Raw genomic sequence first — 12,289 nt, 5'->3', positions numbered from 1 at the left:
GACGTAAATTATCGTTCGGCTTATTTATATTTCCCGCCCAATACACGTCCGTGAGCAGTTTGTACGGAACCGACAGGTTATCCGGTCCGCACGGCGCCGGCTATGGATGGGGTATCGTCAACGCCTAGAATTTCGATCTCGGGACGGACGGACGCGCTGCGGTGATCGAAGATATGTAAGTTAAAGACGATTCGACTCCAAGCGTGGGTGAGAAGCTGCAATGTCCAATCAAACTCGAGTGCTCTACGTGAACGATACGCCGGAATCGTTACGGACGTGGGCCGATTTCCTCGCAGATCACAGCGAACTCGCAGTTACGACCGCAGCAAGCGTTTCGGAGGGAGTTACCGCGATTTCGACGGGCGAGTTCGACTGTGTGCTAAGTGATCTGTCGATGACCGACGCCCGAAATCTCGAGTTTCTAACGGAAGTCCGAACGCGTGATCCCGAGATTCCGTTTATCCTCTTTACGGCGGACGAACAGGACCGAACGATCAACGAAGCGATCGAAAAGGGGGCCGACGATTACCTGTCGAAGTCGCTGGCGATGGAAACGGAGGACGTGCTTCTCCGTCGAATCCGCCAGTTGACCGAAGACACCACGACGCAGACGGCAAACGGCGACGTCTCGAAGCCGATGAGCATCGATATCATCGATCTAGATAGAACGGAGACCGGTCACGGCGGTGTCGAGAAAGGAGAGCGAAATCTTTCCGGGCGGGCGAATCACGAATCGCTCGGGGAGCCTGTCGCTATCGGAAGCGAACCGAAACCGATCAGGTACGATCCCCCGGACGTAACCAGCACGCTGATTCAAGCGGATACAGCAACCAAACGAGAACGTGCGTCCTGTCAGGACATTCTCGCCACGGCGCGCGGCGAAGCGCCAAACGTCGTACTCATCAGGTACAAGCGAATCGGCGAGAGCGCCCTCTCGGAGATCGTAGCGCGGGCCAACCGGACGACGATCATCTCGATCGGCTACACGCAGCCGACACCCAGCCGTCTCGAGAGCGACGTCGAAATCATCCGAATCGACAGTCCGACGGACCTCACTCGCCTTGGCATCGTCACGACCGGTATCGTTTCGGGGTGGAAATCCCAGCCCGCGAAGTCGATTCTCTGTTTCGATACGGTGAGCGTATTGTTACAGTACAAGACGGTCAAACAGGTGTTTCAGTTCCTGCACATTCTCCTCGCGAAGTTACGCTCGGCTGGAGTCACGTCGTACTTTCACCTCGACCACACCGCCGAATCTCAGCAGGACGTAAACTCGTTGAAGCCGATATTCGACAATATACTCGAGGTGAGCTCAGATCGTGTTGATGTCGTAAGCGAGACACGATAACCGCCCACAAGCAGTCGACAGCGATCGCCTTAACGGCGACCGGTTGGTGTCCGTGAGCCCGGACGGAACCTATCGCCAGTACTATTTATACGCTCGGTCGACAAGGACCAACCAATATGGAGTCAACCCCCACAGTTCTCATCGTCGAAGACGAGCAGATGTTGGGTGATCTGTTCGCGACCTGGTTAGAGCCGGAGTACAACGTGCGGGTCGAAAACGACGGGGAACAAGCGCTCGAGCACCTCGACGGGGAAATCGATATGGCACTGCTCGACAGACGGATGCCCGGCCTGTCCGGAGACGAGGTGCTCGATGTGATTCGCGAACGCGGCTTCGAGTTTCCCGTCGCGATGGTGACCGCCGTCCAGCCGGATTTCGACATCGTTGAGATGGGGTTCGACGATTATCTCGTCAAACCAGTCGACCAGGACGCGCTGCTATCGCTCGTCGGTACCCTCATTTCGCTTCCTTCCTACGAAGACGCAATCCAGCAGTACTTCCAGCTCGCATCGAAAAAAGCGGCGCTTGAGGCCTCGAAATCCGATTCCGAACTCGAATCGAGCGACGAATACAGCCAACTTCTCGAGCAGTACGCACAGGCAAAGCGCCAGGCTGATCAGAAAATAGAGACCATCGCCGACGATATCGACTTCTCCGAACTGGACGACGAATTCGATTCCTGAAACGAGTGGCGAGCGTCGATCACCATTCAATTTCTAGATGGCGTTCGGGATACGGACGGTAGCGGCGCTGGTGCGGAGTTACAGGCGGTGCCAGAACGCACTACAGGGGAGACCTTCCGGTGTTCAGGGACCACCGGTGACGAAAAACGATACTCTAGTATAAAGTGACCTTCACCGCAACTAACTACTATATGAGAATTACTCGACGAAACACGCTACTTGCCCTTGGTACGTTCGCAGGCGGGGTTGGACTGATCGGCGGAACGGGCGCGTTCGATACGGTACAGGCGGATCGTGATTTCGACGTCGAACTCGACGACGACGCGAGCGCCCTCCTCCAGATGGTACAAATCGACGAAGAGTACGTCGAACTGCGCGGCGACGATAACGAGATCCTCGAGATCAGTATCGGCGCGGACGGTTCGGACGACGAGAACAGTGCCGGAGTCAACGACGAAGCGCTAACGACGTTCACTGATCTCTTCGCCGTCGGAAACAACGGAACTGAAGACGTCGACGTCTGGTTCGAGACCGACGGCGTCGACGGAGTGACGTTCATAAACAGCGAAGGCGAGAGCATCACGGGAGCGGACAACTCACAGGAAGTCGAACTCGGTGACGTCAGCGAGAACCCGGAAGACGCAGATCTCGTCGTTGGTCTCGAGATCGATACGCGATCGGAGAGCGACGAGACCTACACCGGCGATGACAGCCCCTACACGATCACGGTTCACGCGGAAACCGACGGCAACTAACGGAGTACTCGCCCAGTCACCCAGAGAATGACAGATTACACCATTCCAGAATCCACTCGCTAATGCGACGACGAAACGTGCTCCTCGGAATCGGCTCGGTCGTGTTTGCCAGCGGGAGTTTTATCGTGAGCGGTGCGTTCGAGACCCAAGCCGACGCCGAGCGGGGGAACTGGGTGCAGGCGAATCGGATCGACGGCGAAAGCGGCGGCGAGGTCAGCGTGAGGACGATCGCAAACCCCGACGCGATGAAGCGTCGGTTTCGGGAGGATCTCGGAGACGGCATCGGTGTCACTCGCTCGAGCGTCGTCCAGGCTGACGATAACGGATTGCTCCGGGGAATCGAATTCGAATCGGTTAACGCGGATTCGCTGACCCGCGTCGGCAGGTTCGACGGAGGAACCGTCGATCCGTCCGCGGCCGCGTTCCTCATCGCGAACCACAGCGGAGTCGACGCCGACTCCGGGATCGGCCAATCCGTCGAACTCAGCCTGAGACTGTACGACGGAACGCCCCTCGAGGAGAGTGCCGTGGTGCAAGCGACCGACGCAGTGGCGTTTCCCTATACGCTCCCCGAACGGGAACAACACGGCGAACTACTCGAGGAAGACGGCGTCGTCGTCGCAGCGGGTGAGACTGTTTGTGTCGCGATCGAACTACGCGCCGGCGAGACCGAACGCTACGAGCAGATCGAAGCGGTCGGACTCACGATACGGGAACCGACGGGCGAGTAACGGGGACGAAATCAGCGCGTGTGATGCCCAATCCGCAGCGGCCCGTCCAGATGGTTCGATCCAGTTCGTGTGGGCACCTGAGAGGGTGCTCAGATCCTGTGATCGTATCCCAGGTCCTGAAATTGTGTCACGGTATAGACGAACGACGGGCCCTATGGACTGAATAGAAGTTAAAAGTACTTACTCGAGGATAAACACTGGAAGAGGGTTGTAGAACGCAGCACCGCGTACCACGGTATCGAAGTATCGGCGGGAACAAGCTTGTGTGGCCCTATTGATAGCGAATCACTGGATCCAGAGATCACTCGTGACCAAGCGAGTTGAAAACGGGAGAGGAGAGCGCGTTCAGAACGATTCGATTCGCCTCATCGACAGGAGAAAACGGGAGGGATAGATGTATTCAGAAAAGCCCGGACAAGAGACTGCCACGCCGAGATGGAAGCGAATCATTACGGATCGTCGAACGGACGGACACGAACGGTATCCACCGGGAACACGCGTGTGAACAGCGACTCCCGATATACTTCGTAGTCTGTTTGGATGAGATAATTAGTGATTGGTTAGGTTGAAAAACGGTTATGAAGGGATGAGAGTGTATGAGAAGATACTTTCAATAGTCTAGCCAAAGAGGAGCCCTCGCGTACACTGGCTACGTTATGAACTCGCTCAGCGATTGGATGGTGAGGCGTCGCAGATTTAATTACAATCATATGTGTGTAAATTTGTGGCGACGAAAACGAGGGATGTGTTGACGGTCGACCAGCTCTGTCCCACGATACAGAACGATCAGGAGTGTTGAATATTGAGTTCGATGATATTCGCGACGCCGAGGGCCTGATCCGGCAGTTCCGTTCGAAACCGATCCCCCTGCATCCGGTGGGTTGGACCAGCGACGCTAATGGCGCCGATTACCGTATTCGTTCCATCGAGGATCGGCGCTGCGACGCTCCGAAGACCGTTCAACCGCTCTTCGTCGTCGAACGCGATCTTGCGCTCTCGAGCCACCTCGAGTTCCTCGAGCAGTTGGTCGCGGTCGGTGATCGTGTTGTGGGTGAGTTCCACTAACCCGTGTTGATCGAGGATTTCCTCGACGCGCTCGTCAGGGAGAAACGCCATGATGACTTTTCCGAGGGCGGTCGTGTGAAGCGGTGTTCGATCCCCGATGTGCGTGTCGATTCGCGCCGCCTCTGACCCGCGGCCCCGATAGATAAAGACGCCACGACCATGCTCTTCGGTCATTAGTCCGGAGATGTCGCCGGTCTTTTCGGCGAGCTTGTCGACTTCGGAGCGCGCCACCTGATACAGTTTGTGCTGGTTTCGAGCGATTTCGCCGGTCTGGAGGAACTTCAAGCCGGTTCGATACTCGTCGCCTCGTCTGACGATGTACTCAGCAGACTCGAGGGTGTTCAGGTGGTTGTGAACGGTGCTCTTGGGGAGGTCGACGTATCGCGCGAGCTCAGAGACGCCCGCGCCGTCGAGTTCGTTCAGGGCTTCCACGATGGTGAACGTACGCTCGATGGCTTGAATGCCGTTTTGGCGGGTGTCTGTCATGGGAAATCGGTACGTGCTGGACGATATTAAATGTTCAGCATCGTAGAACGCGTCGGATCGACTGAGTAAGGAATACGCGACTCTCAAGCGGTGTGGTTTGCAGGGATGGCCAAAACTCGCCCACTATCACGACGAACGGACAATACTCGAGTCGCCAGCAGATTCGTCCTGAACAAGCGTCTATCCGGCCAATTCGGGCACCGTCCCACGATACGAAACGGAGAATGAGATAGGATAACACATATACAGCTTGCTCTCTTTCACTCCCGTATGAGCGAAACAGACCCGTGGGGCGTAACTACCCTCGAACTCTTCGAACTGCTCGAGGAAACCCTCGGGGGACCGGTCGAGCAGGCCGTCGCGACCGTCGTGGGTGTGGACGGCTCTGCCTACCGGCGACCCGGCGCGAAGATGATACTCGGAGAAGACGGGTCGACCTACGGCGGGATCACGGCCGGCTGCCTCGAAGGACCCCTCCAGGACGTTGCGCGAGACGTCATCGCGGCGGGGACACCGGAGTTCGTTACCTTCGACCTCACTGACGACGATGACGGGTGGGGGCTCGGACTCGGCTGCGAGGGCGTCGTGGACGTACTCGTCGAACCGGTCGACGAGCGCTGGGCTGAGCCGGTCGAGGCCTACCACCGCGGCGAATCGCGAGCGCTCGTCACCGCAATCGACGGGACGGATGCGGTTCCGACGGGTTCGAGAACCGTCTTCACGCCCGACGGAGCCGTCACTGAGGCGGACGGCGAGCGGTCGCTTCCCCCGGAAGTTATAGCGCAGATCGACGAAACCGCACGAAAACGTGCGAGCGAGGGCAACTGGTGTAGACGAACCGCGGCGACCGACGACGGCGACCTCGAGCTGTTTATCGACGGGATCACGCCCGCGACGCGGCTGGTACTGTTCGGCGGTCAGCCCGACGTGCGCCCGGTCACGAGACTGGCTCGAGACGTTGGATTGCACGTTACGGTCGCGACGGCGAGGGGCGGACAAGCTGACGAATCGTCGTTCCCGCGGGCAGACCGGGTCGTCGCAACCCGCCCGACCGACCTCGGTGAACTGGTCGACCACCGAACGTACGTCGTCGTGATGTCGCACAATTTCCTCGACGATCGGCTCGCACTCGAGAGCCTGCTCGAGACGTCGGTGCCGTTTATCGGACTAATGGGGCCTCGAGAACGGTTTCGTCGGCTTCGTGACGACCTCGAAGCCGAAGGGGTACGGTTCTCGGAGACCGACTTCGAGCGAATCGCCGCTCCTGTCGGACTCCACCTCGGCGGCGGCGAACCCGTCGAAATCGCGCTGAGTATCGTTTCGGAAGTCGTCGCGGTGAGCAACGGAAAAAGCGGCGGGCGGCTCCGTAATCGGGGCGGCCCGATTCACGACCGGCCGGTATCACAGCCGGACTGACGGACGCTCCAGAGATCGGTCCTCGTGTCGATATCGACGTGGATACCAGGATCGTTTGTCGGCACCCGACGAACGTCGATCTTCTCGAACAGCTCGCGGCCGCCGGTATCCCCCGCAAGAGACGCCAGTTCGTCGAAGTGTGCGGCATCGAACAGCACCGGATTCCCGCGCCTGTCATCGTAGGTCGGAACGACCGCGCCGTCGCCCGCAGATCGATACGCGTCGACGAGTCGGCGAACGGTTTTCGACTCGACACACGGCATGTCTCCGGGAAGAAAGAGCGCAGCATCGGCAGTGGTCTCTCGAGCGTACCGCGCACCCGCTCGAACCGAACGGCTCTGTCCGCGTTCGTACTCGTCGACCTGAATCGTTTCGTCGACGTGAGGATCGACCGCACGCCGAACGGCTGGCCCGTCGTGACCGAGGGTAGCGATCGTTCGGTCGAGGGAGGCGTCGGCTATCGACCGAGCGGCGCGACCGACGATCGGTTCACCCTCGACTCTCGCGAGTAGCTTGTTCCCGTCCTCGAATCGGGTTCCGAGGCCGGCCGCGAGCACGACGCCGACGAGTCCGGTCATGCTTACTCGAGCGCGACGCCTTCCGGACCGCGTGGCAGGTACTCGCGTCCGCCCGGTTCGGCGAGCAACTCGCCGTCCTCGACGACGACCTCGCCGTCGACGATGGTGTGTGTCGGGAGCCCAGTGAGTTCGTCGCCGTGGAACGTCGAGTATCGCGGCTCCATCGTGTGGTAGAAGTCGTCATCGACGACCGCGCTCTTCTCCAAGTCGACGATGACCATGTCGGCGTCGGAGCCCTCCGCGATCGCTCCTTTTCGGGGGTACAGTCCCCAGCGTTTGGCGTTATTCGTCGAGCAGACCTCGACGAGCCGTTCCATGCTGAGACGGTTCTTGTTGACGCCCTCGCTCATCATGACCGGGAGGAAGTACTCGATGCCGTTGTTGTCGCCGGGAATCGCGTCCCAGATGTCGCCGTGCTTGCCCGTGTCCTTTTCCTTGAACTCGATCTTGTGCGGACAGTGGTCGGTCCCGACGTAGTCGACGACGCCGGTTCGGATTCCCTCCCAGAGCCGCTTTTTGCTCTCCTCGCCGCGCAGCGGTGGAGAGATTTTGCCCCAGATACCGAGGTCGTCCTGTTCGTACGTGTGACTGAGGAAGGCGGGCAGCGTTTCCGCGTGCAGGTTGACGCCCTTGTCCTGGAAGCGTTCGACGACGTCGACGCCTTCGCCGGTACTCATGTGGACGATGTAGGCGCGCGAGTCGGTGTACTCCGTCAGGCGGCCGATCTGATCGATCTGCATCGCCTCGGCGACGTTCGGCGAGGCTTCGGACCACGCCTCGAGGTCGTTGCGACCCTCTTCCTGGAGTTCCTTGCGCCGTTCGATCGCCAGGTCCTCGTTCTCGGCGTGGAACATCACGACGCCGCCGGGGATATCCGATACCTTGTCGAGCACGCGGTAGGTTCGACCGGCGTCGGAGTGATCGATGCCGAGTTCGGGCGAGGCGTGTTTGTACCAGTTGAAGAACACCTTGTACGACCGGACCCCGGAATCGGCGAGCGCCTCGATCTCGTCGACGTGATGGTCCTGGTGGACGATCGCGTGATAGCCGAAGTCGATGTAGGAGTTCTCCTCGCCGGCGCGCTTGAAGAAGTCCATATCCGGCACGTAAGGCTCTTTCTGGAGCAGGAAGTTGACGACGGTCGTCACACCGCCGTGAATCGCCCCGCGCGTCTCAGTCTCGAAGTCGTGCTCGAGACCCTCGTGGTAGTCGAATTCGTACCTCGAGAGGCCCCAGTGAACGTGGGGATCGATGAAGCCGGGAATGAGGTAATTCCCTTCGGCATCGATCTCTCGATCCGCGTCTGGGAGGTTCGATTCGTCGCCGACGCCGACGATGATGCCGTCTTTCGCTACAACGCCGCCGCTGATCGTGCCGTTCGGCGTGACAACTCGCGCATTCGTCACTCGAAGGTCTCCGGTTGTGTCGACCATACGAATACACGTAGCTCATCCTACTTGAGTGTACCCGATCAGTCGGTACAATCGACGGTGTGACGAGCGTTCGTGGGGGTGAAAATCGTCCGTTGGCAACACAACGCTTATGCCTCGGTCACGGGTTAGTGTAACTATCACATGAGCATCGATAGCACAGATGGAACCGATGGCCCCGCTTCTCAAGAGGTTACGGTCACGGTCGACGGCGAAACGATAACCAGACAGGTCGAACCGCGGCTCAAGCTTTCGGATTTCCTGCGCTATGAGTGCGATCGCAACGGCGTCCGGGTCGGCTGCGAACACGGCGTCTGTGGCGCGTGTACGGTCCAGCAAGACGGAACTAGCGTCAAAAGTTGTCTATCCTACGCCGTCCAGGCCGACGGTGCAGAAATCGAGACAGTCGAGGGCCTCGACGACGACGGCTCGCTTCACCCGATTCAGGAGGCGTTCCACGAAACGCACGCGCTCCAGTGTGGGTTCTGTACGAGCGGCTTCGTCATGGCGACGAAGGAACTGTTAGAAGAGAACCCGGATCCGACGAGAGAGGAGATCGAGACCGGGTTAGCCGACAACATCTGCAGATGCACCGGCTACCAGAACATCTACGAGGCGGTCGAACGTGCCGCCGAAAAGATGGAGGACTAACGCATGTCCAGTTCACACCCAACGGATGTCGGGGCCGATCCCGAAACGGAGTCGGAATCGTTTACGGGACAGGGGCTGCCCCGAGTCGAAGATCACCGGATTCTGACCGGAAACGCCCAGTACATCCACGATATCACGCCGGAGAACTGTCTGCACATGGCGCTCGTGCGCAGCATGCACGCACACGCGGAGATCGAATCTATCGACACGGACGAAGCCGAAGCCCACCCCGACTGCGAACTGGTCTTGACCGCAGAGGACCTTAAGGCCGAATACAACCCGATGCCGACCGGCATCGATAGCGTCGAAACCGAAGACGGCGTCGCCGACCTGTTCGAATGGTCGCTGGCCGACGAGAAGGCTCGCTTCGTCGGCGAGCCCGTCGTCGCCGTCGTCGCCTCGAACCGGTACGCCGCAGAAGACGTCGCGGATCTCGTTACCGTCGAGTACAACTCCGTCGACGCCGTCGCGGACGGGATGGCCGCTCGAGAGAACGACGTGGTCGTCCACGAGGATGTCGGAACGAACGTCGTCGATCACGAACGCATCGAGTTCGGCGATCCGGCGGGCGCGTTCGAGGACGCAGACAACGTCGTCGAAGGCGAGTACTCGTGGGGTCGCATCTCCGGCGTTCCACTCGAGACCGCGGGCGTTGTCTCGAGCTACGACGACGAGGGCGATTCGTTCGACATCGACTGCAACATCCAGTTGCACACCCTCGTCGACAACATGATCTACGAGACGCTCGGGTACGAATCAGACGACGTTCGAGTGAACGTCCCGGCCGACGTCGGCGGCAGCTACGGAACCAAAATCGGCATCCACCGCTACTGCTGTCTGACCGCGATGGCGAGCCACCAGCTCGAGCGGCCCGTAAAATTCGAGGAGGATCGCATCGAGAACCTCCAGGGCGGAGACATGCACTGTTCGGATCGAGACTACGAGATGCGCATGGCCGTCGACGACGACGGCACCATTCGCGGGCTCGAGGTCTGGTTCGTCGACGACTTCGGCGCGTACCCGCGGTATCCGGTCAACCAGGTACTCAAACCGCTGTCGGTGGTCACCAACTCCTACGATATCGACGACGTGACCTACGAGTACGACCTGGTGCTGACGAACAAAACCTCCCAGACGGCCTACCGCGGCTTCGGCGTCGATCCGCACATCTACGCGCTCGAGATGGTAATTGACAAGGCCGCCCGAGCGATCGACATGGATCCGACGGCGTTCCGTCGGCACAACCTGATCCAGCCCGAGCAGATGCCCTACACCCTTCCCTCGAAGAACATCTACGACTCCGGGGACTATCCCGCGACCCTCGACCGGATCGAGGAGATCATCGAGGACGAACGCGACGGCGGCCTCCTCGACCCCGAGGTCGTAGAAGCAAAACGCGCGGAGGGCAAGTACCGCGGCGTGCAGCCGAGCGTCATCATCGAACCGGGCGTCAGCGGCTCCGACTGGACCGACCGCCAGCGAAGTGACCGCGAGGCGCTCGAGGACCGGGACCGTGACGACGTCGAGGAACTCCCAGAGCACCTCCGGGCGACCCTCGAGGACGACGGCACCGTAACGGCGTACCTGGCGACTGACTCGTCCGGCCAGGGCCACCAGACGCTGGTTTCCCAACTGCTCGCCGACGAACTCGAGATCCTGCCCAGCGACATCGAAGTCGATTATCTCGACAGCATCGACGCGCCGACGGAGTACGGAAGCGCGGCATCACGGATGGCCGTGATGCTCTCCGGCGCGACCGTCGGGCTCGCAGAGCGGTTCGTCCAAACCGCGACCGCCGTCGCGGCCGATCACTGGGGCATCTCCGAAGCCGACGTGAGTTACCGCGACGGCTCGGTCGAACGGATCGATACGGGCGATTCGCTCTCGCTCGCAGATCTCGCGGCGGTCGACACCGACGAACGACGGCTCACCCAGGTCAGCTACAACTACGAACACCCCGCGACCGAGTTCGAGGAGTTCGACGAGGCCTTCTCCCGGAAGTTCCCGGTCTACCCGACCGCCGCCTTCGGGGCGAACGCGCCCATCGTCGAGGTCGACATCGAAACCGGCGAGGTCGACATCCTCACGTTCCACACGGTGCGTGACTGCGGAACGATGTTGAACCCGATGATCGTCGAGGGCCAGGCCCACGGCGGCATCGCCCAGGGAATCGGCGCGTCGCTCCTCGAGGAGTTCGGCTACGAGGACGACGGCCAGCCCCAGGCGATTACGCTGTTCGATTACCTGCTCCCGTCGATCGAGAACGTCCCGGAGATCCAGATGGAACACACCGAGACACCGTCGCCGTACACCGAAACCGGCGCGAAAGGCGTCGGCGAGGGCGGGATGATCGACGCGCCCGCGAGCATCGCCACGTCGATCAACGCGGCGCTCGAGCCCCTCGGTATCGACGAACCGGCGGATCAGATCCCGGTCGCGCCGGATCACATTCGTCGGAGCGTTCGAGACCTCGAGTAATCGGCCGTTTGGAACTTCGAGTAACCGGTTCGATCTCCGTTTTCGTTCGACGAATCCACCACACTGCTCAAGAAGCGTCTACGCGCGCAACACACCACGGGTCATTCTCGGGTGACCAGCGCAGACTGAGTGAAGTACGGAACTCCGGCGGTGGAAAACGGTGCTCTCGACTACGATTCGATTTCGACGTCCAGATCGTCGGTCGCGTCGTCCGGCGCTTCCTCGAGTTTCGATTCGGCGTCCCGCCCCTCCTCGATGATCGCCTGCATGTCCGAGAAGTACTTCTTGACCAGCCGGTTGGTCACGCTCTTTAACGCTCGACTGCCCAGGCTAACGATCGTTCCCGAGACGTCGGCTTTGGCCTCCCAGTCGACGATCGTTCCGCCGTCGTCCTGTTCGATCAGCTCCATCGTCGCCGTCATCTCGAACTCGTTTCGCGGCGCCTGTCCGACCGCGGTCAACTCGAGCACCTCGGGGTACTCGATGTTCGTCACGACCGCCTCGACCTCGAACTCGGGTTTGACGCTTCCGACGCCGACCGCAAGAACCGCGGTGATCTCATGGGGAGACTCGAGGATCATCTCCTTACAGCCCGGCGCACACTCCGCGAGGATATCCGGGTCGGTAAAGTAGGGCCACAATTCTTCTCTCGACTGTTCCATCTCGTT

11 protein-coding genes are annotated in these 12,289 nt (G+C 60.1%); 7 read left to right on the top strand and 4 right to left on the bottom strand.

Features of this window, described 5'->3' with window-relative positions:
* Positions 1-220: 220 nt before the first annotated feature.
* From HALLA_RS14310 to HALLA_RS14295, 4 genes are all read left to right on the top strand, one after another.
* Complete coding sequence (locus tag HALLA_RS14310) at positions 221-1,348, top strand: DUF7504 family protein (RefSeq protein ID WP_084569046.1); 1,128 nt, start codon at positions 221-223, stop codon at positions 1,346-1,348.
* A 116-nt stretch (positions 1,349-1,464) separates the two neighbouring features.
* Entirely contained in the window at positions 1,465-2,031 is a 567-nt protein-coding gene (locus HALLA_RS14305; RefSeq protein ID WP_049954187.1) for a response regulator, read from the top strand.
* A gap of 191 nt (positions 2,032-2,222) precedes the next feature.
* The gene (locus tag HALLA_RS14300; protein ID WP_157231399.1) at positions 2,223-2,786 is read left to right on the top strand and encodes a hypothetical protein; all 564 of its coding nucleotides are present in this window, start codon (positions 2,223-2,225) and stop codon (positions 2,784-2,786) included.
* 62 nt (positions 2,787-2,848) lie between these two features.
* On the top strand, positions 2,849-3,517 hold the full coding sequence (locus HALLA_RS14295) for a hypothetical protein (RefSeq protein WP_049954185.1): 669 nt from the start codon (positions 2,849-2,851) through the stop codon (positions 3,515-3,517).
* Between the two features lie 786 nt (positions 3,518-4,303).
* Here HALLA_RS14295 and HALLA_RS14290 read toward each other — a convergent pair.
* Positions 4,304-5,068 (bottom strand): IclR family transcriptional regulator, encoded by a 765-nt coding sequence (locus HALLA_RS14290; protein ID WP_049954183.1) that lies wholly within the window; start codon positions 5,066-5,068, stop codon positions 4,304-4,306.
* A 270-nt stretch (positions 5,069-5,338) separates the two neighbouring features.
* Between HALLA_RS14290 and HALLA_RS14285 the strand changes: the two genes are divergently transcribed.
* Positions 5,339-6,484 (top strand): XdhC family protein, encoded by a 1,146-nt coding sequence (locus HALLA_RS14285; RefSeq protein WP_049954182.1) that lies wholly within the window; start codon positions 5,339-5,341, stop codon positions 6,482-6,484.
* On the opposite strand, the gene HALLA_RS14280 is transcribed toward HALLA_RS14285, so the two are convergent.
* Entirely contained in the window at positions 6,454-7,062 is a 609-nt protein-coding gene (locus HALLA_RS14280) for a nucleotidyltransferase family protein (RefSeq protein WP_049954181.1), read from the bottom strand. The genes HALLA_RS14285 and HALLA_RS14280 overlap by 31 nt on opposite strands.
* Positions 7,063-7,064: 2 nt before the next feature.
* Entirely contained in the window at positions 7,065-8,495 is a 1,431-nt protein-coding gene (locus tag HALLA_RS14275; RefSeq protein ID WP_049954180.1) for a dihydroorotase, read from the bottom strand.
* A gap of 141 nt (positions 8,496-8,636) precedes the next feature.
* Between HALLA_RS14275 and HALLA_RS14270 the strand changes: the two genes are divergently transcribed.
* A complete protein-coding gene (locus tag HALLA_RS14270; RefSeq protein WP_049954179.1) occupies positions 8,637-9,143 on the top strand; it encodes a (2Fe-2S)-binding protein in 507 nt (168 codons plus the stop codon).
* A gap of 3 nt (positions 9,144-9,146) precedes the next feature.
* Positions 9,147-11,621, top strand: coding sequence for a xanthine dehydrogenase family protein molybdopterin-binding subunit (locus HALLA_RS14265; RefSeq protein ID WP_049954178.1), 2,475 nt, complete (start codon positions 9,147-9,149; stop codon positions 11,619-11,621).
* 170 nt (positions 11,622-11,791) lie between these two features.
* Here HALLA_RS14265 and HALLA_RS14260 read toward each other — a convergent pair whose 3' ends face one another.
* Complete coding sequence (locus tag HALLA_RS14260) at positions 11,792-12,283, bottom strand: CoxG family protein (RefSeq protein WP_049954559.1); 492 nt, start codon at positions 12,281-12,283, stop codon at positions 11,792-11,794.
* Between the last annotated feature and the right edge of the window lie 6 nt (positions 12,284-12,289).

This window comes from Halostagnicola larsenii XH-48, assembly GCF_000517625.1.
Classification (GTDB): Archaea; Halobacteriota; Halobacteria; order Halobacteriales; family Natrialbaceae; genus Halostagnicola; species Halostagnicola larsenii.
This window is presented reverse-complemented; position numbering and strand designations above follow the sequence as displayed.